Annotated in this window: 14 protein-coding genes and 2 pseudogenes; 14 read left to right on the top strand and 2 right to left on the bottom strand. The window is 72.9% G+C overall.

Translation table 11 applies throughout. The features are described from left to right. The first annotated feature begins 104 nt into the window (after nt 1-104). The 8 genes from Sdi02f_RS23655 (at nt 105) to holA (ending at nt 9,520) form a co-directional block, all read left to right on the top strand. Nucleotides 105-884: a hypothetical protein gene (locus Sdi02f_RS23655; protein WP_030399897.1), complete on the top strand. Its 780-nt coding sequence runs from the start codon at nt 105-107 to the stop codon at nt 882-884. Nucleotides 885-995: 111 nt separating this feature from the next. Then, a complete protein-coding gene (locus Sdi02f_RS23650) occupies nt 996-1,841 on the top strand; it encodes a DegV family protein (RefSeq protein ID WP_030399896.1) in 846 nt (281 codons plus the stop codon). A 136-nt stretch (nt 1,842-1,977) separates the two neighbouring features. Next, entirely contained in the window at nt 1,978-3,027 is a 1,050-nt protein-coding gene (locus Sdi02f_RS23645; RefSeq protein ID WP_031184571.1) for a ComEA family DNA-binding protein, read from the top strand. Further along, entirely contained in the window at nt 3,024-5,630 is a 2,607-nt protein-coding gene (locus tag Sdi02f_RS23640) for a ComEC/Rec2 family competence protein (protein WP_108933978.1), read from the top strand. The genes Sdi02f_RS23645 and Sdi02f_RS23640 overlap by 4 nt, the downstream gene beginning before the upstream one ends. Nucleotides 5,631-6,044: 414 nt before the next feature. Next, nucleotides 6,045-7,061 carry an N-acetylmuramoyl-L-alanine amidase gene (locus tag Sdi02f_RS37005; RefSeq protein ID WP_053639402.1) on the top strand — a complete coding sequence of 339 codons (1,017 nt, stop codon included), beginning with the start codon at nt 6,045-6,047 and terminating at the stop codon, nt 7,059-7,061. A 214-nt stretch (nt 7,062-7,275) separates the two neighbouring features. After that, a complete protein-coding gene (locus tag Sdi02f_RS23630; protein WP_079080524.1) occupies nt 7,276-8,157 on the top strand; it encodes a YceI family protein in 882 nt (293 codons plus the stop codon). Nucleotides 8,158-8,172: 15 nt separating this feature from the next. Next, nucleotides 8,173-8,418: a hypothetical protein gene (locus Sdi02f_RS23625; protein ID WP_037824459.1), complete on the top strand. Its 246-nt coding sequence runs from the start codon at nt 8,173-8,175 to the stop codon at nt 8,416-8,418. A gap of 112 nt (nt 8,419-8,530) precedes the next feature. After that, nucleotides 8,531-9,520: a DNA polymerase III subunit delta gene (gene holA / locus Sdi02f_RS23620; protein WP_199815028.1), complete on the top strand. Its 990-nt coding sequence runs from the start codon at nt 8,531-8,533 to the stop codon at nt 9,518-9,520. Between the two features lie 226 nt (nt 9,521-9,746). Here holA and rpsT read toward each other — a convergent pair whose 3' ends face one another. Beyond that, nucleotides 9,747-10,013 carry a 30S ribosomal protein S20 gene (gene rpsT, locus Sdi02f_RS23615; RefSeq protein WP_030399889.1) on the bottom strand — a complete coding sequence of 89 codons (267 nt, stop codon included), beginning with the start codon at nt 10,011-10,013 and terminating at the stop codon, nt 9,747-9,749. 230 nt (nt 10,014-10,243) lie between these two features. On the opposite strand from rpsT, the gene lepA reads away from it, so the two are divergent. The 6 genes and pseudogenes from lepA (at nt 10,244) to Sdi02f_RS36545 (ending at nt 20,935) form a co-directional block, all read left to right on the top strand. Beyond that, entirely contained in the window at nt 10,244-12,112 is a 1,869-nt protein-coding gene (gene lepA, locus Sdi02f_RS23605; RefSeq protein WP_030399888.1) for a translation elongation factor 4, read from the top strand. Nucleotides 12,113-12,408: 296 nt separating this feature from the next. Then, the gene (locus tag Sdi02f_RS23600; RefSeq protein WP_031184575.1) at nt 12,409-14,286 is read left to right on the top strand and encodes an AMP-dependent synthetase/ligase; all 1,878 of its coding nucleotides are present in this window, start codon (nt 12,409-12,411) and stop codon (nt 14,284-14,286) included. A 177-nt stretch (nt 14,287-14,463) separates the two neighbouring features. Further along, nucleotides 14,464-17,286 (top strand): SpoIIE family protein phosphatase, encoded by a 2,823-nt coding sequence (locus tag Sdi02f_RS36555; protein ID WP_245962233.1) that lies wholly within the window; start codon nt 14,464-14,466, stop codon nt 17,284-17,286. 91 nt (nt 17,287-17,377) lie between these two features. Continuing rightward, nucleotides 17,378-17,758 (top strand): annotated as a pseudogene (locus tag Sdi02f_RS23585) (transposase family protein); the annotation flags it as partial. Between the two features lie 188 nt (nt 17,759-17,946). Next, nucleotides 17,947-18,288, top strand: a pseudogene (locus Sdi02f_RS36550) (DUF4158 domain-containing protein); the annotation flags it as partial. 1,339 nt (nt 18,289-19,627) lie between these two features. Beyond that, the gene (locus Sdi02f_RS36545) at nt 19,628-20,935 is read left to right on the top strand and encodes a Tn3 family transposase (protein ID WP_324603960.1); all 1,308 of its coding nucleotides are present in this window, start codon (nt 19,628-19,630) and stop codon (nt 20,933-20,935) included. On the opposite strand, the gene Sdi02f_RS23575 is transcribed toward Sdi02f_RS36545, so the two are convergent. Continuing rightward, nucleotides 20,932-21,345 carry a MerR family transcriptional regulator gene (locus Sdi02f_RS23575; protein ID WP_030399884.1) on the bottom strand — a complete coding sequence of 138 codons (414 nt, stop codon included), beginning with the start codon at nt 21,343-21,345 and terminating at the stop codon, nt 20,932-20,934. The genes Sdi02f_RS36545 and Sdi02f_RS23575 overlap by 4 nt on opposite strands. Nucleotides 21,346-21,540 lie beyond the last annotated feature (195 nt).

Here is a 21,540-nt window from a genome sequence, read left to right as displayed (position 1 = left end):
TGCGGAACCCTGGGCCTGCCCGCTGCGTTTACCGTGGAAGAGCGGCGCGATGCGTGCCGTGGACCGCCGGTGCGCGGACCGGACGTCCCCCGAGGAGGAGCCCCGTGGAAGCAGCGCTCACCGTGTTCGCCCTGCTCTTCCTGCTCGCCGTCGTACTCGGCGTGTACGCCACGGTGAAGGCCGTCGGCGCCGCCAAGCGCAGCGTGGACCGCGGCATCACCCAGGCCCGCCGCACGGTCGAGGACCACACCCTGCGGGCCAAGTCCCTCGTCCAGGTGGGGCCGGCCGCGGAGCTGGCCCAGTTGCGGCTGGGGCTGCGCACCTCCATGCGGTCCACGCAGGACGCGCTCCACGCGCGCGTGGCCGAGGACGCGTCCCTCAAGGAGTCCCTCGCCCTCTTCGAGCGGCTCAGTGCGCACGGCTTCGAGCTGGACGCCGAGCTGCGGCGGCTGGAGTCCGAGCCGGACCGCGCCGCCCTCGCCGAGCGCCTTCCCGAGCTGCGCGAGCGGACCGAGCGCATCACCCGGTCGGCGGACGCCCTGCGCTGGGCGGCCCGTGACCGCGCCCGCCGCTTCGCCGACGACGACCTGGACTCGCTGAGCGCCCAGATCGACGTGGAGGCCGGTGCGCTGCGGCACTGGACGCAGACCAGGACGCAGGCGGAGACGGACGCCGGAACAGGCCCGGGGGAGGGCGCGCGCACCACGCCGCCGTCCTGGCCCGAGGCCCCCTCCGCCGACGCCCCGTCCACCCGGCAGACCTGGCCGGACTCCCCGGCGCAGGAGCCGGCGGAGGGCGGCTCGGCCCGCCCCGCCATCACTCCGCCCGCCGCGAGCCCGGTGTACCCGTGGCAGAAGAAGGCCCGCCCGGAGAGCACGACCTGACCCTCGCTCCGACCCGCCGGAGCGGCCCGGCCGCCCGGCCGAGGACCTGTGAACGCCCGCTCGTCGGGGCCGGACTGCCGTACGGGCACTACGCCAGGTAACCTCCAGCTCATGTCCCGCCATGTCGCTATCGTCACGGATTCAACGGCCTACCTCCCGGCCCGGACGATGGAGCGGCACGGCATCACAGCGGTACCCCTGACCGTCGTCCTGGGCGACCGGGCGCTGGAGGAGGGCACCGAGATCTCGACCCGTTCCCTGGCCCAGGCCCTGCAGAAACGCCGGCCGGTCACCACCTCCCGGCCCAGTCCCGAACTGTTCGCCGCGACCTATCGCCGGATCGCCGAGTCCGGCGCCGACGGCATCGTCTCCTTGCACCTGTCCGCCGAGCTCTCCGGCACCCACGACGCGGCCGTCGTCGCGGCGCGTGACGCCGCCGTCCCGGTCCGGGTCGTGGACACCGGGATGATCGCGATGGCCCTCGGCTTCTGCGCGCTCGCGGCCGCGGAGACGGCGGAGGCGGGCGGCACGGTGGACGAGGCCGTCACGGCCGCCGAGAAGCGGGCCGCGGACACCTCGGCCTACTTCTACGTCGACACCCTCGACTATCTGCGCCGCGGCGGCCGGATCGGCGCCGCCCAGGCGCTGTTCGGCTCCGCGCTCGCCGTGAAACCGCTGCTGCGGCTGGAGGGCGGGCGCATCGAACCCCTGGAGAAGGTCCGGACGGCCTCCAGGGCCATCGCCCGGCTCGAGGAGATCGCCGCCGACCGGGCGGGCGGCGCGCCCGTCGACATCGCCGTCCACCATCTCGCCGCCCCCGAGCGGGCGTCGGCCCTCGCGGACCGCCTGCGGGAGCGGGTGCCCGGGCTGGCGGACCTGCATGTGAGTGAGGTCGGTGCGGTGATCGGCGCGCACACGGGGCCGGGGTTGCTGGGGGTTGTGGTCTCGTCGCGGTGAGGCATGCTCACGTCCGCCGGTCGGCCGTTTCCGTCCCGCCCCGCGTGAGGGTGTCGGGGTTTTCCACAACCCGTGGGTAGTCCCCGGGATTCGACCATGATCACCGCGAGCCGGCGGGGTGCCCGATCCTCGTCGCATGGCTCTCCGATCACGCTCAGGCACCACGTCCGCGACCAGTGGCCCGGGCCGCGCCCCGGCCTCCGACGGCCGCCTCGCCCACCGCCGCCCCTCCGGCTCCCCCTCCCACGCCCGTCCCCGTTCCCGTGCCCTGCGCGGGCGCCGGCCCGCGCCGCCGGAGGAGCTGCGGCGCAGGGCCGAGGTGCTGTTCGGGGAGCGCGTCGAGCAGACGGCCCCCGAGGGGACGCAGGGCGAGTCGGGGAAGGGGCCGCCACGTCCGCCACGGCCCGGCCCCGGGGCACCCGGCGACGCGGGGACCGGTGACCTCCGCGGTGCGACGACCACCTGGCGGGAGCGGACCGGACAGGCCCTGCGGGAGCGGATGCCGCTGTGGCTGCAGACACGGTGTGGACTGGAGCGGCGTGGCGTGGCCGCGCTCTCGGTACTGCTCGTCGTCGCGGCGGTCTTCGCGGTGCAGCATTTCTGGTCCGGCCGCACCCAGCAGGTGGCGGCGCCCGAGGTGGTGCGGGAGGCGGCGGCGTACGGAGCGGGGAAGACGGGGCCGACGGCCGGGGACCGCGCGACCCCGGACGAGGGCGGGGCCACGACCGAGCCCTCGGCCACGGCCGGGAGCGAGATCGTGGTGGACGTGGGCGGCAAGGTCCGCCATCCCGGGGTCCACAGTCTCCCGGCGGGTTCCCGTGTCGCGGACGCCCTGCGGGCCGCCGGCGGCGTGCGGCCCGGCACGAAGACCGACGGGCTGAACCGGGCCCGTTTCCTGGTGGACGGCGAGCAGGTGATCGTCGGAGCGTCCGCGCCCGCACCCCCGCCCGCGGCGGGCCCCGCCCCGGGCGCACCGGCGGGAGCGGCACCCGGGGCACCCGTCTCCCTCAACACGGCGACCACCGACCAGCTCGACACCCTCCCGGGCGTCGGCCCGGTCCTCGCCCAGCACATCGTCGACTACCGCACCGAGCACGGCGGGTTCCGCTCGGTGGACGAACTGCGCGAGGTCAACGGCATCGGCGAACGCCGCTTCGCCGACCTGCGAGACCTCGTACGGCCATGAACACGGACGTCAGGGGAGCGGTCCGGCCGGTCCGGCCGGAGCCGCCGGACGGGCGCGAGGGGTGCGACGGGCCGCGGGAGCCACCGGCGAGGCCCCCGCGCGCCGCCGTGCACGCCGCCTCCGGCCACCGGCTGGGCGCGGCCCATCCCCGGCAGGAGGGCCCGGCCGACCTGCGCCTGGTCCCGCCCGCCCTGGCGGCCTGGGCGACGGCGGCACTGACGCCGGACGTGCCGGCCGGCTGGGCGGTGGGGGTGGTGGCGGCCGGTGTGCTGCTGGCCGGTGCCTTCCTGCTGGGCCCGGCGAGGCGCGGACGGCCCCACGCGCCGGTGGCCGCCGCCGTCCTCCTTTGCATCGCCGCGTCCGCCGCCTCGGCCGCGCTGCACGGCGCGGACCTGCGCAGGGGCCCCGTGCCCGAGCTGGCGCGGCGGTACGCCACCGTCACCGCCGAGGTGGAGGTCACGGCCGACCCCCGCCTCACCCGGCCCCGCGTCCGGGGCGACCGCGCGGTGCCGCCCACGGTGCTGATCGAGGCGGACGTGCGGCGGGTGACCGAGGGGGACGGGAGGACGGTGACGACCAGGACACCGGTCCTCGTGCTCGTGGACGTGGACGTGGGCGCGCAGGACGATCGGTCCCGCGCGGAGCCCGCTCCCTCCCGCTGGCTGAGCCTGCTGCCGACCACCCGGCTCCGCGTCACCGCCCGGCTCTCGCCCCCGAAGCAGCGTGGCGACCGCATCGCCGCGGTGCTGCGCGTACGGACGGGCCGACAGCCACCGGAGCGGACGTCGGAGCCCTCGGCGGCGCAACGGCTCGCGGGCCGGTTGCGGGCCGGCCTGCGCGAGGCGACCGAGAACCTGCCCGCCGACGCGCGGGCGCTGCTGCCGGGCCTGGTCGTCGGCGACACCGCACGCGTCACACCGGAGCTGGAGGAGGCGTTCAAGGAGACCGATCTGACCCACACGCTGGCCGTGTCCGGAGCCAACTTCACCATCGTGCTCGCACTGCTCCTCGGCCCGCCGGGCCTGGCCCAGCGCAGCGAGCGCCGCGGCCTGGCGCCCCGCCTCGGCCTGCACCTGCGGACCACCGCCCTGCTCGGCGGACTGCTCGCGCTCGCCTTCGTCGTCGTGTGCCGTCCCGACCCGAGCGTGCTGCGCGCGGCGGCCTGCGGATCCGTCGCCCTGCTCGCGCTGGCCACCGGACGCCGCAGAACCCTCCTGCCCGCCCTGGCGACGGCGGTCCTGCTGCTGGTGCTGTACGACCCCTGGCTGGCCCGCAGTTACGGCTTCGTGCTCTCCGTGCTGGCCACGGGGGCGCTGCTCACGATCGCCCCACGGTGGAGCGCGGGGCTGCGCCGACGGGGGATGCCGCCCCGGCCGGCGGAGGCACTGGCCGCCGCGGGTGCCGCGCAGGCCCTGTGCGCGCCGGTGGTCGCGGTGCTGTCGGCGCGGGTGAGCCTGGTGGGAGTGCCGTGCAACCTGCTGGCGGAGTTCGCGGTGGCCCCGGCCACGGTGCTGGGCTTCGCGGCACTGGCGACGGCACCGGTGGCGATGCCGCTCGCCAAGGCCCTGGCCTGGTGCGGGGGTTGGCCGGCCGAGTGGATCGCGGGGATCGCCCGCAGCGGGGCCGCACTGCCCGGCGCCGGAGTGGACTGGCCGGGCAACTGGGCCGGAGCGGCGCTGCTGGCCCTCGTCACGGCGGGAGCGCTGCCGGCGGGGCGGCGCCTGCTGCGGCACCCGTGGTGGTGCGGCCTGTGCGCCCTGCTCCTGATCCTCGTCGTGGTGCAGCCGCCCCCGCTGGCCCGGGTGATCAAGGGCTGGCCCCCGCCCGGCTGGCGGATGGTGATGTGCGACGTGGGTCAGGGCGACGCGCTGGTGCTCGCGGCGGGGCCGGGGACGGCCGTCGTCGTGGACGCGGGTCCCGACCCCGCCCCCGTCGACCGCTGCCTGCGCTCCCTCGGCATCACCCGCGTCCCCCTCGTCCTGCTCACCCACTTCCACGCCGACCACGTGGCCGGGCTCCCCGGCGTACTGCGGGGCCGCGCGGTGGGCGGGATCGAGACAACCGCCCTCGAAGAGCCCGTGGACCAGGCGGAGTTCGTCCGCAGGCAGGCGGCGTCCGCCGGCATCCCCCTGCGGCACGCGGCCGCCGGAGAGCAGCGTCGCTCCGGCCCGCTGTCCTGGCAGGTGGTGTGGCCCCCGCCGAGCCCGCCGACGACCACGGCACCGGGCACGGAAAGCGGGCCCAACGACGCCAGCGTCACCCTCCTGGTCCGCACGGCGGGCATACGCCTGCTCCTCCTCGGCGACCTCGAACCCCCGGCCCAGCGGGAGCTGGCCCGCTCCCCGGCGGCAGCGGCGTGGGAAGGAGCCGACGTGCTGAAGGTGGCCCACCACGGCTCGGCCCACCAGGACTTCGCGTTCCTCCGGCGGGTCGCGCCACGGCTGGCCCTCGTCAGTTGCGGCGAGGACAACACCTACGGCCACCCGGCGCCGGGCACGGTCGCGGCACTGCGCGCCCAGGGAGCGACGGTGCTGCGCACGGACCGGGACGGGGCGTTGGCGGTCGCCGGCACGGGGAGGGAGCTGCGGGTGGCGGGAGACTGAGACTTGGGTCGGGGCGCTCGGACGGGCCCGCTCCGCCGGGGCGCGGGGACCCCGTACTGGCCGGAACGCACGCTGCTCCGGTCCCGCGGTGCCGTGGGAGGCGTAGGCCGGGCGGGCACCGGGAATTTCCAGACCAGCGAGGCAGAGCGACGCCACCGTGCGGCGCAGCCGACGCGCCCGGCCGATCGTCCCCCCACCAGCGCCCCCGCACCCCCACTTCCACCCTCCCAGGGCCTCGAAGCCGTCCGACCGGCGACGGCTCCGCCCGCGACGGCTTCGTCAACGCCCGCCCGAACGACCGCAGAAGGAGCAGCCCATGCCCCATCCCCCTGCCCCCAGCCCGGGGCGCACCGTCGTGCACCGGCCCGGCGAGGACGGGCGGCGGACCACGTCGTCGCGGCCGGAGCGTGGCTGATGGCCGCCCCCATCACCGCGAGCGGTTTCCTGAAGGCACTGAAGGCGGAGGGCCTCACCGTCGTCGAAGTGGGCGACTGGCGCAGCCACAACCGCAACCACAAGGGGCCGTGGGGCCCCGTCCACGGAGTGATGATCCACCACACCGTGACCCGGGGCAGCGCCGCCACCGTCGACATCTGCCGCAAGGGCTACGCGAGCCTGCCCGGCCCCCTGTGCCACGGCGTCATCACCAAGGACGGCCGTGTGCACCTGGTCGGCCACGGCCGCGCCAACCACGCCGGCCTGGGCGACGGCGACGTGCTGCGCGCCGTCATCGCGGAGAAGGCGCTGCCCCCGGACAACGAGGCCGACACCGACGGCAACCGCCACTTCTACGGCTTCGAGTGCGAGAACCTCGGCGACGGCAAGGACCCTTGGCCCGCGGCACAACTGGACGCGATCGAACGGGCCGCCGCCGCCCTGTGCCGGCACCACGGCTGGAACGGGCGGTCCGTCGTCGGCCACCTGGAGTGGCAGCCCGGAAAGGTCGACCCGCGCGGTTTCACCATGGCCTCGATGCGCGCCCGGGTCGAAGAACGCCTCAACCACCCCGCCGGCTGGACACCCGGCGATTCCGAGGAGGAAGACATGCCGCGAGCGATCAGCCGCACCGGCAACGACGACCAGCGGATCACGCCCCGGAAGTGGACGACGCTCACCGTGGGCGGGACGGACCTGCTGACCGGCGCGTCCCACTACCAGGCCACGGCCCACCTCCAGATGGTCGTGCCGCCCGGCTCCACGCTCCAGGGCCGCTTCTACCACCTGCGGCCGGACGGAAGCAGGTGGACCGGCCCGATCGTCGAGCGGCTGGGCACCACCGGCGGCAGCTACCCGGACTTCGGGAACAGCGGCTCGGTCGTCGCCAACGAGAGGGTGCGCTTCGAGTTCGCCTACTACCCGCCCGACGCGGGCGACCAGACCCCGGTCACGATCACGAGTGCGAAGGTCCGCGGTCTGTACTGGGAGGCGTGAGGAGGCGCTGCCGGAGACCCGGCGGCCTGTGCGCCTCCTGTGAGAAATCCCGCCCGGTGCGGTGAAACCGGAGCACAGAGGGCTTCTCCTGCCGACTGCCGGCACATGCGACGGTTTGCTGTGATGTAGTCCCGTGTTGCCTCGAAAGCCACATCGGTGATCGAATGTTTTCCCAGTCAACTAGTTCTTCGAAGTCGTGCAGAGGGTGTCGCCAATGATCGGCCGCTTGCTGGGAAGCCGAACGAAGCGGATGCAACGGACGGGTCCCCTGGCGGCGGTGCACACCCCGCCGGACGCCGGAGTGCTGAGCTGCCGGGTGCTCGACCCCGTCAGCGCCCCGGTGCCGAACGCGGAGTTCACGGTCAGCGACGCCATGGGGCGCAAGGTGGTCGGCGGCAGTACGGACCCCTTCGGGTCGTTCGTGACGACGGTGCCCGCGGGGGAGTACCGGCTCGCCGTCTCCGCCGAGGGCTACACCCCCTACCGCGCCTCCGCCACGGTCGTCGAGGACACGCTGGCCTCGCTCGGGGACGTGACGCTCCAGGTGGCCCAGCCGCCGGAGCTGCCCGCGTCGGGCGACTGGGAGATAGAGCCGGCGCACTCCTCGATCGCGTTCACCGCGCGGCACATCGGGCTGGCCCGGATCCACGGCCGGTTCAACTCCTTCGCGGGAGCCGTGCGGATCGCCGACGACATGCAGCAGTCGGCGATGCACGTCGTGATCGACGCGGCCTCCATCGACACCAACGTGAAGATGCGCGACGACCACCTGCGCTCGGCGGACTTCCTGGACGTGGAGCGGTTTCCGACCCTGGAGTTCTACAGCGACCGGTTCGCCCACCGCGGCGGCAACCGCTGGGCCGTCACCGGCGCGCTGTCCCTGCACGGTGTGACGCGCACGGTCACCCTGGACACGGAGTACCTCGGCCTCGGCAACGGCATGGAGGGCGAGACGCGGGCCGCCTGCCGCGCCACCACCGAACTGCACCGCGACGACTTCACGGTGAGCTGGCAGACGATGCTGGCCCGCGGCATCGCGGTGGTGGGCCCCAGCATCCGCATCGACCTCGACGTGCAGATCGTTCCCAAGAGCTGACCGAGAATGGCTCCCGTGAGCGACGTGAGACATGTACTGGTACTGCCCGACCGCGACGCCGCGGAGGAAGCGGCCCAGGCGCTCGGGGAGCGGTTCGGGATCGACGAGGAGCCCCGGATCCTCCGGGACGCCCTGGCCGGTGAGGACGACGCCGAGGACGCCCAGTGGCTGGTCGTCCTGAGGGACGAGCGGGACGCGCTGGACCCCGGTGAACTGGACGCGTTCGCGGGGGAGTGGGAGGGCTGGCGCGAGGAGCCGTAGCGCCCGTCCGGCGGTGCGCGGTCGGCGGCGCTCGTGCGGCGGTGCTCGTCCGGCGGTGCTCGGCCCGCGGGGCCGTCCGGCGTTGTCAGTGGTGCGTGCGATGCTTGTCGCGATGGCCAGGAAGACTGCGAACGACGACCCTCTCGCCCCGGTGACCCTTGCCGTGGGCCAGGAGGACCTCCTGCTCGACCGTGCCGTGCAGGAGGTGGTGGCCGCCGCGAAGGCCGCCGACGCCGACACGGACGTACGCGACCTCACCTCCGACCAACTGCAGCCCGGCACCCTCGCCGAGCTCACCAGTCCCTCGCTCTTCGCCGAGCGCAAAGTCGTGGTCGTACGCAATGCGCAGGACCTGTCCGCCGACACGGTCAAGGACGTCAAGGCGTACCTCGCAGCCCCCGTCGAGGAGATCACCCTCGTGCTGCTGCACGCGGGCGGTGCCAAGGGCAAGGGCGTGCTCGACGCCGGGCGCAAGGCGGGGGCGCGCGAGGTGGCGTGTCCGAAGATGACCAAGCCCGCCGACCGGCTGGCGTTCGTGCGTTCGGAGTTCCGTACGGCCGGGCGTTCCGCCACCCCCGAGGCGTGCCAGGCCCTGGTCGACGCGATCGGCAGCGATCTGCGGGAGCTGGCCTCGGCGGTCTCCCAGCTCACCGCTGACGTCGAGGGGACCGTGGACGAGGCGGTCGTCGGGCGGTACTACACCGGGCGGGCGGAGGCCTCCAGCTTCACGGTCGCCGACCGGGCGGTCGAGGGACGTGCCGCGGAGGCCCTGGAGGCGCTGCGCTGGTCGCTGGCGACCGGAGTGGCGCCGGTGCTGATCACCAGCGCCCTGGCGCAGGGCGTGCGGAACATCGGCAAGCTGTCCTCCGCCCGCGGCGGGCGCCCCGCCGACCTCGCCCGCGAGCTGGGCATGCCGCCCTGGAAGGTCGACCGCGTCCGGCAGCAGATGCGCGGGTGGACCCCGGACGCCGTCTCCGTGGCCCTGCGCGCGGTGGCCGAGGCGGACGCGGGAGTGAAGGGCGCCGGGGACGACCCCGAGTACGCCCTGGAGAAAGCCGTGGTGACCATCGCCCGGGCGGCCCGCTCGCGGGGGCGGTCGTAGGCCCGTCCCTCCTCCCGGCCGCCTCCCCGGGCCTGCGCGGCCCCGGACACACCGGAGGCCCCGGCGCCGTCCTGGGGAAGGACGGCCACCGGGGCCTCCGGATCAAGCTCGCGGATCCGTGCCCGCGTGGCGAACGCAGGCCGCGCACGGATCCCGGGTGCCGGACGGGAGCGGATGAGAGAGGGCCCGCTCTGGGTCCTTCCGGCGATCAGACCAGACAAGGGATTCAGCCCTGGAGAGCGCCGACCTTCTGCGCCAGCGCCGACTTCTTGTTGGCGGCCTGGTTCTTGTGGATGACGCCCTTGGAGACGGCCTTGTCGAGCTCGCGCGAAGCGACGCGCTGGTACTCGGTGGCCTTCTCGACGTCACCCGCGGCGGCGGCCTCGCGGGCCTTGCGGATCGCGGTCTTCAGAGAGGACTTGACCGACTTGTTGCGCAGCCGGGCCTTCTCGTTGGTCTTGTTCCGCTTGATCTGGGACTTGATGTTCGCCACGAATGAGCCTTTGCAGGTTCAGGCACGAGGCCGCGAGGGTCCCGTGCCGGTGATTTCTTGAAGGAGTGCCTCACGCTGAGAGGGCAAGAGACACAGTCACCCACACTACCAGCGGCTCGGCGAGGGTCCCAAACCCCATCCGGCTCCCCACCCGTGGGACCATGGAGGCTACGTATCGATCCGACCCGAGACCGCAGACACTGCGGACGCCTCAAGAATCAGGACCCTGCGTGCCCGCGATCCCCAGCCATGTGCCCGAGCCGAGCCGTACCGACCCGGCGCTGATCCGCAACTTCTGCATCATCGCGCACATCGACCACGGCAAGTCCACGCTCGCCGACCGGATGCTCCAGTTGACCGGTGTGGTCGAGCAGCGGCAGATGCGCGCCCAGTACCTCGACCGCATGGACATCGAGCGCGAGCGCGGCATCACGATCAAGTCCCAGGCGGTGCGGTTGCCGTGGGCCCCGTCCCACGACGAGGGCACCACGCACATCCTCAACATGATCGACACCCCGGGGCACGTCGACTTCACCTACGAGGTGTCGCGCTCGCTGGCCGCGTGCGAGGGCACCATCCTCCTCGTCGACGCCGCCCAGGGCATCGAGGCCCAGACCCTCGCCAACCTCTACCTGGCGATGGAGAACGACCTCACGATCATCCCCGTGCTGAACAAGATCGACCTGCCGGCCGCGCAGCCCGAGAAGTTCGCCGAGGAACTGGCCAACCTGGTCGGCTGCGACCCCGACGACGTGCTCAAGGTCTCCGCCAAGACCGGCCTCGGCGTCGACGCGCTGCTGGACAAGGTCGTCGCCGAGATCCCGGCCCCGGTCGGCGTCAAGGACGCCCCGGCCCGCGCGATGATCTTCGACTCCGTCTACGACTCCTACCGCGGTGTCGTGACGTACGTCCGTGTGATCGACGGCCAGCTCAACAAGCGCGAGCGGATCCGGATGATGTCCACGGGCGCCACCCACGAGCTGCTGGAGATCGGCACCAACTCGCCCGAGATGCTCGCCGCCGACGGCCTCGGCGTGGGCGAGGTGGGCTACCTGATCACCGGCGTGAAGGACGTCCGCCAGTCGAAGGTCGGCGACACCGTCACCAGCCAGCACAAGGGCGCCGAGGAGGCGCTCGGCGGCTACAAGGACCCCAGGCCCATGGTCTTCTCCGGCCTGTATCCGCTGGACGGCTCCGACTACCCGCTGCTGCGCGAGGCCCTGGACAAGCTCCAGCTCAACGACGCCGCCCTGGTCTACGAGCCGGAGACCTCCGCCGCCCTCGGCTTCGGCTTCCGCGTCGGCTTCCTCGGCCTGCTCCACCTCGACGTGATCCGCGAGCGGCTGGAGCGCGAGTTCAACCTCGACCTGATCGCCACCGCGCCCAACGTGGTCTACCGCGTGGTCATGGAGGACGGCACCGAGCACACCGTCACCAACCCGAGCGAGTTCCCCGAGGGCAAGATCAACGAGGTCTACGAGCCGGTCGTGCGCGCCACGATCCTGGCTCCGACCGAGTTCATCGGCGCCATCATGGAGCTGTGCCAGACCCGGCGCGGCACCCTGCTCGGCATGGACTACCTCTCCGAGGACCGGGTGGAGATCCGCTACACCCTCCCGCTCGCGGAGATCGTCTTCGACTTCTTCGACCAGCTCAAGTCCAAGACACGCGGTTACGCCTCGCTCGACTACGAGCCCACCGGCGAGCAGACCTCCAGCCTGGTCAAGGTCGACATCCTGCTGCACGGCGACAAGGTGGACGCCTTCTCGGCGATCACCCACAAGGACCAGGCGTACGCCTACGGCGTGCGGCTCGTCGCCAAGCTCAAGGAGCTGATCCCGCGGCAGGCCTTCGAGGTGCCGGTCCAGGCCGCCATCGGCTCCCGCGTCATCGCCCGCGAGACCATCCGCGCCATCCGCAAGGACGTCCTCGCCAAGTGCTACGGCGGTGACATCTCCCGCAAGCGGAAGCTGCTGGAGAAGCAGAAGGAAGGCAAGAAGCGGATGAAGATGGTGGGTTCGGTGGAGGTTCCGCAGGAGGCCTTCATCGCGGTGCTGTCCAGCGACGACAGCGCGGGGTCGGCCAAGGGCAAGAAGTAACCGCCGCATCGCACGCCGCGTCCGGCCAAAACGGACACCGAGGGGCCCGTCGTACGAAAGTGCGGCGGGTCTCTTCGCATGTCACGGGCGGGCGTCTGTAGGAAATGACAGGGCGCGGGCTCTTACGCGGGGGCCGGTCGCCCTTTACGCTGATGCCTGCCCCGTAGTTACTCGTGAGTTAAACAAGTGATCGGGCACCAGTCCGACGCGCCGCTTGACCACGGCCCGAACAGCCGCCCGAGAGTGAATCCAGCCGCACCTGAGCCAGCCGCACCGTCGCGGGCCCGGAGGATGTCGTGAGCGACACACAGACACTGATCGAGAACCGTCCGCCCTCCGTGGCGGGACTCTTCCTGGAGCGGGTGGCCGCCACGCCGGACGCCGAGGCGTACCGCTACCCGGTGCCGCCGGCCTCCGGCGAGGGCCCCGACGACTGGAAGTCGCTGACCTGGGCGCAGGCCGCCGAGCGGGTGTACGCGATCGCGGCGGGCCTGATCGAGCTGGGCGTGCTGCCCGAGCAGCGCGTCGCGCTGGCCTCCTCCACCCGCCTGGAGTGGATCCTCGCCGACCTCGGCATCATGTGCGCGGGTGCGGCGACGACCACCGTCTACCCGCAGACCAACGCCGACGAGTCGGCGTACATCCTCTCCGACTCCGAGAGCCGGGTGCTGATCGCGGAGGACGCCGCGCAGCTCGCCAAGGCGAAGGCGAAGCGGGCCGAGCTGCCCGAACTCACCCACGTGGTCGTGATCGACCCGGCCGGCGCCGACACCGCCGAGGAGTGGGTCCTCACCCTCGACGAGCTGGAACGCCGGGGCGCGGCCCGCCTGGAGAACGAACCGCAGCTGATCAAGGAGCGCGTCGGCGCGCTCACCAAGGACCAGCTCGCCACCCTCATCTACACCTCCGGCACCACCGGCCGGCCCAAGGGCGTCCGCCTCCCGCACGACTGCTGGTCGTACATGGCCAGGGCGATCGCCGCGACCGGCCTGGTCACCAAGGACGACGTGCAGTACCTGTGGCTGCCGCTCGCGCACGTCTTCGGCAAGGTGCTGACCTCCGGGCAGATCGAGGCCGGTCACGTCACCGCCGTCGACGGCCGCGTCGACAAGATCATCGAGAACCTGCCGGTGGTCCGGCCCACCTACATGGCGGCCGTGCCCCGCATCTTCGAGAAGGTCTACAACGGCGTCGCCGCCAAGGCCCGCGCGGGCGGCGGCGCGAAGTACAAGATCTTCCAGTGGGCCGCCGGCGTCGCCCGCGAGTACGCCAAGGTCACCCAGGACAACTTCAAGCGCACCGGCACCGCGAGCGCCCCCGCCGGCCTGCGCACCAAGCACGCCGTCGCCGACAAGCTCGTCTACGCCAAGATCCGCGAGGCCTTCGGCGGCCGCCTGCGCGCCTGCGTCTCCGGCTCGGCCGCCCTCGCCCCCGAGATCGGCTACTTCTTCGCCGGCGCCGGCATCCACATCCTGGAGGGCTACGGCCTCACCGAGTCCTCCGCCGCCTCCTTCGTCAACCCCGGCGAGGCCTACCGCACCGGCACCGTCGGCAAGCCGCTGCCCGGCACCGAGGTGCGCATCGCGGACGACGGCGAGATCCTGCTGCGCGGCCCCGGCATCATGGAGGGCTACCACAAGCTGCCCGAGAAGACCGCCGAGGTGCTGGAGTCGGACGGCTGGTTCCACACCGGCGACATCGGCGAGCTGTCGCCCGACGGCTACCTGCGCATCACCGACCGCAAGAAGGACCTCATCAAGACGTCCGGCGGCAAGTACATCGCGCCCGCCGAGGTCGAGGGGCAGTTCAAGGCGGTCTGCCCGTACGTCTCCAACATCCTCGTCCACGGCGCCGACCGGAACTTCTGCACCGCGCTCATCGCCCTCGACGAGGTCGCGATCACGGAGTGGGCCAAGGAGAACGGCCTGGAGGGCAGGCCGTACGCGGAGATCGTCGCGGCGCCCGCGACCGTCGAGATGGTCGACGGCTACGTCCGGCAGCTCAACGAGGGCCTCCAGCGCTGGCAGACCATCAAGAAGTTCCGCCTGCTGCCCCGCGACCTCGACGTCGAGCACGGCGAGATCACCCCGAGCCTGAAGCTGAAGCGGCCGGTGGTGGAGCGGGAGTACAAGAACCTGATCGAGGACATGTACGAGGGCGCACGCGAGGCGTAGCTGCTCGAAGGCGTCCGGTTCGCGTTCGGTTTCCGGACGTCTTCGAGCGTTCGCTTAGCACGGATTTCACTCATCGCGGTCCACTTCGGTAACTCCGTGCTTATGTCCGGGGCCGGTCTGTCACTCTGTCGGCATCGAGTGTGAGGAATTCGCACGAACTGCCCGGGGAGACGTCCAATGGGGGCCATTCCGACGCAGCGGGAGACCGCCTCCCGTGCCGGCGCGGCGCCGGCGCGCACCGTCGAGGCATCCGCCGGGGGCTCCGGCGGGTGCTTCGAGGAGTGCGCGCGGGCGCGTATGACGCTGCTGGGGAGTTCGCTGGCGCCGGGCGCCGCCCGCGCGATGGTGCGGGCCGCGCTCGCCGACTGGACCGCGCTCGGCCTGCCCGGCACGGACCGGCTGACCGAGCACCTGGCCACCGACGCCCTGGTCGTCGTCAGCGAGCTGGTCACCAACGCCGTCGTGCACGCCGGTACCGACGTCGAGGTGGGCCTCCAGGTGGAGGACACCGGCACGCTCGTCGTCGAGGTCGCGGACCAGCACCCCTCCCGCGCCCCGAGGGGCGGCGACCTGGAGACACCGCACGAACCGGCCGAGTACGGGCGCGGCCTGCGGCTCGTCGCCGCGCTCGCGGAGGCCTGGGGCGTCACGTACCGCCCGGGCACGAAGACCGTGTGGGCGCGGCTGCCGGGCGGGGGCCCGGGCGGCCCGGGTGGAGCGGGAGCGGCCGAGGCGTGCGCCGAGACGTATACGGAGGCGTGCGGGGCGGCGGGACAGGCCGAGGAGCCGGACGCGAAGCCGGACGCGTGGCCGGCGGTGGAGGGCCCGGGCGACCGGAGCGGCGCCCGGAACGGCGGGGAGGCGCGGAGGAGGCGGCGGGGCCGGGGAGGTTCCGTGGCCCTGGGCGGCCGTGGGGACTCCGTGGGGTGCGGGGATCCCGACGGCGGTGAGGGCTCCGTGGACCGCGGTGGCTCCGTGGACGACGGTGGCTCTGTGGACCGTGGGCGGTCCGTGGACGACGGTGTCTCCGTTGACCGTGGGCGATCCGTGGACCGCGCGGACTCCGACGGCCGTCGAGTCTTGGGCGGTACGGGCGGTACGGGCGGCATGGGCGGCACGGGCGGCACGGGCGGCACGGGCGGCACGGGCGGCACGGGCGGCCCGGATGGCACGGACGGTCCGGACACCCCGACGCCGGACCCCGACCGCGGCGAGGAAGCGCGGGGGCGTCGACGGGGCCGGGGCACTGCCGCGGTCCCCGGCGACCGCGGGGGCGCCGACGATTCGAGGGGTGCCGCAGGCCGCGGGGACTCCGGCGGCCGGGAGGCTGCCGGCGGTCGCGGGAACCCCGGCGGTCGTCGGGCGCCGGGCGCTCCGAAGCGGACCACGGGCGCTCCGCAGCGGGCCACGGGTACGCCGAGGCGGGACCCGGGCGCGCCAAGGCGGGCCCCGGGCGCTCCGGCGCCGGAGCAGTGCGCCACAGTGCCGGAGCAGTGCGCCACGGTGCCCACCCGCGCCGGGGGACCCGGCCCCGGCGCGGGTGGGCCGGTGGGTGCCGGTGGGCCGGGGGACGGTCCCGTCCGCTCCTCGCAGTGGCCCGGCCTGCGCGACGGCCCCGCGGGGACCGGGCGGTGCGGTGTCCGCGACCGGGAGTGGCTGGGCCGCGGGGCCCTGTCCTTCCTCGCCGAGGCCTCCGACCTGCTGGCCGGGCAGCTCGACGAGGATCTGGTCGCCTCGCTCACCGGCCAGCTCGTCGTCCCCCGGCTCGCCGACTGGTGCGGGGTGTGGCTGGAGGACGAGACCCTGGGCCGGGGCGCCTGGAGCGACGACCCCGGGGCGTCCGTCGGCGCCCGGCTGGCCCGCGTGTGGCATGCCGGGGAGGGCCACCTCGACGTTCTGCGCGCGGCGCTGGAGAAGGAGCCGCCCCGCCCCCGTGACCCGTGGCGTTCCGGTCCCGTCGGCCACCCCTGGCCCGCCGAGGCGCTCGGCACGAGCGGCACCGCGCTCGCCTACCCCCTGGTCGCCGGCGGCCGGCCCCTGGGCACCCTGGTCATCGGCCGGGCCGGCCCGGTGGCCACCGCGGACGCCACGGACACCGGCGACCACGTCGGCCCGCCCGGCTTCCCCGACGAGATCACCGGGCTGGTCGAGGACCTCAGCCGCCGGGTGGCGCTCGCCATCGGCGCCGCCCGCCAGTACGCGCGGCAGGCCACCATCAGCGCCGTGCTCCAGCGCGGCCTGCTGCCCGGTGCCGTCGCCGAGATCCCGGGCGTGCGCAGCGCCCTCGTCTACGAACCGCGGGAGAAGGGCGGCCCCAGCGGAGACTTCTACGACCTCTTCCCGGCCGGCGACGGCCGCTGGTGCTTCGCGCTGGGCGACGTCCAGGGCAAGGGACCCGAGGCCGCCGTCGTCATCGGGCTCGCCCGGCCCTGGCTGCGGCTGCTGGCGCGCGAGCAGTACGGCGTCCCCGACGTCCTCGACCGCCTCAACCAGCTCCTGCTCGACGACGCCACCGAGGCCGCCGACGCCGCCGCCCGCGCCCTGGTCGCCGCGGGCGGCCCACCGGTTGCCCCGGGCGACGGACCGCAGACCCGCTTCCTCTCCCTGCTCTACGGCGAGCTGGTCCCCTTCGACGGCGGCGTCCGCTGCACCCTCGCGTCCGCCGGACACCCGCTGCCGCTGCTCCTCGGGTCCGACGGCACGGTGACCGCGGTCGCCCGCCCGCAGACCCTGCTCGGCGTCGTGGAGGACGCGACGTACGTCAGCGAGACCTTCGAGCTGCGGTCCGGCGACACGCTGCTGTGCGTCACGGACGGGGTCACCGAGCGGCGCAGCGGCTCCCGCCAGTTCGACGACGGCGACGGCCTCGCCGCGGCGCTGGCCGGGTGCTCGGGCCTGGACGCCGAGCTGGTCGCCGAGCGCATCAGGCGGCTGGTGCACGAGTTCGGGCCCCGGCCCCCGGAGGACGACCTGGCGCTGCTGGTGCTCCAGGCGGAGTGAGCGGGCGGAAACCCTAGCGGGGCGGAAACCCTAGACGAGTTGATCCGAAGTTTCGGCCCGTCAAAGGGTCGAGGGTGTCCAAGAGCCGTGTGTGACGACAGACCTGAACACCCTCTTGACCGCACTGTATGTGAAGATCGACGACGAGATCGGGGGAACCCGATGCATGGGCAGGCCGCCGCTGCTCAGCGACTCCGAACTCGTCTGCCTGGCCGTGGCCCAGGCCCTGCTCGGCTACCACTCTGAGTCGCGCTGGTTGCGCTACGCGAACAAGCACCTGACGGGTATGTTCCCGTACCTGCCGCAGCGCGCGGGCTGCAACAAGCGGCTCCGCTCCACGCTCGGGCTGGGCAAGCGCATGATCCGGGAACTGGCGATGGATAGCGACTTCTGGTTCGACAACCTCTGGATCACCGACTCGACTCCGGTGCCGTGCGGGATGTCGCGCCCGACCGTGCAGCGTTCCAATCTCGGCCCTGTTCTCGTATAGCTACGGCGAAGGGACATGTAGCGCTGTGTGATTGCCATGGTGCTCGTATCTCCTGGCTAGGAACCTCGTTGAGCTGAACGAGTGATCTCGGTCGGGGTGGAGGAGTACGGGTGCGGCAGGACTGGGAGCCGGAGGACCTGATCGAGGTCTGGACGCTGCTGGAAGACGACATGAAGCGGGTGCGGAACAAGTCCGGGGCGACCCGGCTCGGGTTCGCGCTGTTGCTGAAGCTTTTCGAGGTGGAGGCACGGTTCCCGGAGTCGGCCAGGGAGGTGCCGGCCGCCGCGGTGGAGTACGTGGCTCAGCAGGTGAAGGTCCCGGCCGGGGCGTGGGCGGAGTACGACTGGCAGAGCAAGGCGATCCAGCGGCATCGGGGCGAGATCCGGGCGGCGTACGGATTCCGGGCGAACACCGAGGAGGACCAGGACCGGCTGGCCGCGTGGCTGCCGACCGAGCTGTGTCCGGTGGAGCTGTCGCGGGACCGGCTGGCGGCCGCGGTCGTGGCCCGGTGCCGCAACGACCACGTCGAGCCCCCGGCGCCCGGGCAGGTGCGGCGGCTGGTCGGCAAGGCGGTCAAGGACTTCGAGAAGCGGTTCTGCCGCAGCACGCTGGACCGGCTCAGCCACGCGACACGCTCGCGGCTGGAAGACCTGGTCGCGGGCGACGGAGGCGAGCAGGGCGCCGACGGCGCGGCGGCCGGGGGCGGGCGGTCGCACTTCACCGAGTTGAAGACCGACCCCGGAGCCCCGGGCCTGGAGAGTCTGCTGGCGGAGGTGAACAAGCTGGAGCGGGTGCGGCGCCTGGAGCTGCCCGCGGACCTGTTCGCGGACGTGTCGGAAAAGTTGGTGGACGCCTGGCGGGCGCGGGCCTCGAAGGAGTACCCGGCGAACCTGGAGCGGATGAAGCCGCCGCGGCGCCTGACACTGCTGGCCACGCTGTGCCACGTGCGGCAGACGGAGATCACCGACTCGTTGGTGGACCTGTTCATCCAGCTCGTGCTGAAGATCAACACGCGGGCGGAGCGGAGGGTCGACAAGGAGCTGGGGGCGGAGCTGAAGAAGGTCCGGGGCAAGGAGGCGATGCTGCTGCGGGTCGCGGAGGCGGCCTTGTCGGAGCCGTCCGGCACGGTGCGGCGGGTGATCTTCCCGGTGGTCGGCGGGGAGAAGACGCTGAAGGCCCTGGCGGCGGATGCCGCGGCGAACGAGGCCCGCTACAAGGCCCGGGTCCGCACCGTGCTGCGCTCCTCGTACTCGGCGCACTGGCGGCGGATGCTGTCGCCGCTGCTGCGGGCGCTGGAGCTGAAGTGCAACAACACCGCCTACCGGCCGGTGATGGACGCTATCGACCTGCTGGGGCGGTATCTGGAGCAGCCGCTGAAGGAGGGGGCGTTCTTCGATCCGGCGGAGACGGTGCCGCTGGAGGGGGTGGTGCCCGAGCAGTGGCGGGCGGCGGTGGTGGACGACAAGGGCCGGGTCGAGCGCATCCCGTACGAGCTGTGCGTGCTGGTCGCGCTGCGGGACGCGCTGCGCCGGCGGGAGATCTGGGTGGTGGGCGCGAACCGGTGGCGCAACCCGGAGGACGACCTGCCCGCCGACTTCGAGGACAACCGGGACGTCCACTACGCGGCCCTGGGCCAGCCGCAGGACGCGGGTGAGTTCATCACTGACCTGAAGGCAAAGCTCCGCACCTCTTTGGACCGCTTCGAGCAGGCTCTGGCCGAGGGCGCCACGGGCGGGGTCGCGATCGTCAAGAAGCACGGCGAGCCGTGGATCAGGGTCTCCCCGCGCGGCAAGCAGGAGGAGCCGGAGTCCCTGGTCGCCGTCAAGGCGATTCGAGCGGCGCTGGGGCACCATCGACCTGCTGGACATCCTGAAGTACGCCGAGTTCGACACCGGCTTCGTCGCGGAGTTCACCTCGGTCGCCACCAGGGAGAACCTGTCCAAGGACGTACTGCGCCGCCGGCTGCTGCTGGTCCTGTTCGGCCTGGGCACCAACATGGGCATCAAGCGGGTCGCGGTCACCGGCAAGTACGGCGAGTCCGAGGCGACGCTGCGCCGGGTGCGGCACCTGTTCGTCAACCGGGCCAACATGCGCGCCGCCTTGCGCAAGCTGGTGAACGCCACCTTCGCCGCCCGGGACGAGATGTGGTGGGGCACCGGCACGGCGTGCGCCTCCGACAGCCGCAAGTTCGGGGCCTGGTCCTCGAACCTGATGACCGAGTGGCACCAGCGCTACCGCGGCCCCGGCGTGATGATCTACTGGCACGTCGAGCGGAAGTCGGTGTGCATCTACTCCCAGCTCAAGTCCTGCTCCGCCTCCGAGGTCGCCTCGATGATCGAGGGCGTGCTGCGGCACTGCACCGACATGGAGGTCGACCGGCAGTACACCGACACCCACGGCGCGTCCATCGTCGGCTTCGCCTTCGCCCACATGCTCGACTTCAAGCTGATGCCGAGGCTGAAGAACATCGGCTCCGCGAAGCTGTACCGTCCGGCGGCCGGTGAGGACGACAACTGGCCGCACCTCGCGCCGGTGCTGTCGACCAAGACGATCAACTGGGACCTGATCCGCCAGCAGCACGACCAGATCGTGAAGTACACCACCGCGCTGCGGCTGGGCACCGCCGAGGCCGAGCAGGTCCTGCGGCGCTTCACCCGCGGTGGCCCCAAGCACCCCACCTACCAGGCGATCGAGGAACTCGGGCGGGCGGTGCGCACGGCGTTCGTCTGCGACTACCTCGCCGACGCCGAACTTCGCCAGGAGATCCACGAGGGCTTGCAGGTCGTGGAGAACTGGAACAGCGCGAACAAGGACCTCTTCTACGGCAAGGACGGCGACCTGGCCGGTGCGGACAAGGAGTCCCAGGAGGTGTCCATGCTCGCCCTCCACCTGCTCCAGTCCGCTCTCGTGCACGTCAACACGCTGCTGATGCAGCAGGTCCTCGCCGACAAGAAGTGGGCCGACATGCTCACCGACGCCGACCGGCGGGCCCTGTCCCCGCTGTTCTGGACGCACGTGAACCCCTACGGCCGCTTCGAACTGGACATGAACAGCCGCCTTCAGCTGGACCTGACCGCCCCGGCCCGGGCCGTGCCCGGCCCGCGCAGCCCGCAGGGTGAGGCGGTGCCGGCCGGAGGAGACGCCGCGGAGCGGGTCTAGACGCGGGCGGCCAGAGCGTTCTGCTCCAGGCGGGCGCCCAGCGTGTCGGCGAAGTCCTCGGCCCGGGCCAGCTGGACGCGCAGCTTCTCCACCTGCTCGGCGGCGGCCTGCCGGTAAGTCCGCACCCGCTCCAGCAGCGCCTCGCGCTCGCCGTCGTCGAGAGCGTCGTCGCCGTCGAGGCGGTCGGTGGCGTCCAGGAGGTCGCGCATCTGCTCCAGGGTGAAGCCGAGCGGCTTCATCCGGCGGATGACCATGAGCCGGGAGACGTCGGTCTCGGTGTAGAGGCGGAATCCGCCCTGGGAGCGGGCGGAGGGGATGACCAGGCCGGTCTCCTCGTAGTGCCGGATGGTGCGCAGCGACAGCTCCGTCCGCGCGGCGACCTCGCCGATCTGCATGTGCTTGCCGTCCACGCTCGTGTCCCTGGCCTTTCTCCTCGTGGCGGGCCGCGTCCTGTGCGACCCCACCGACCTCTACTCTAACGTTAGGGTAGAGTTGATGAAGGTGGGGGCGGCCCGGTTGCCCCGCTGCTGCTGTTTCCGGGGCCGATGGCGCCCCCGGCGAAGATCCGATTCTTGCAGGAGAGAGCGTGCGCGAGCCCATGACGC

Origin of the sequence: Streptomyces ardesiacus, assembly GCF_003112575.1 — a bacterium.
Lineage (GTDB): Bacteria > Actinomycetota > Actinomycetes > Streptomycetales > Streptomycetaceae > Streptomyces > Streptomyces ardesiacus.
This window is presented reverse-complemented; position numbering and strand designations above follow the sequence as displayed.

Excerpts from the sequence above, each read along its gene's own strand:
- Sdi02f_RS23650 (WP_030399896.1), top strand. The coding sequence starts at position 996 with ATGTCCCGCCATGTCGCTATCGTCACGGATTCAACGGCCTACCTCCCG.
- Sdi02f_RS23645 (WP_031184571.1), top strand. The coding sequence starts at position 1,978 with ATGGCTCTCCGATCACGCTCAGGCACCACGTCCGCGACCAGTGGCCCG.
- Sdi02f_RS23640 (WP_108933978.1), top strand. The coding sequence starts at position 3,024 with ATGAACACGGACGTCAGGGGAGCGGTCCGGCCGGTCCGGCCGGAGCCG.
- Sdi02f_RS37005 (WP_053639402.1), top strand. The coding sequence starts at position 6,045 with ATGGCCGCCCCCATCACCGCGAGCGGTTTCCTGAAGGCACTGAAGGCG.
- Sdi02f_RS23630 (WP_079080524.1), top strand. The coding sequence starts at position 7,276 with ATGATCGGCCGCTTGCTGGGAAGCCGAACGAAGCGGATGCAACGGACG.
- holA (WP_199815028.1), top strand. The coding sequence starts at position 8,531 with ATGGCCAGGAAGACTGCGAACGACGACCCTCTCGCCCCGGTGACCCTT.
- Sdi02f_RS36555 (WP_245962233.1), top strand. The coding sequence starts at position 14,464 with ATGGGGGCCATTCCGACGCAGCGGGAGACCGCCTCCCGTGCCGGCGCG.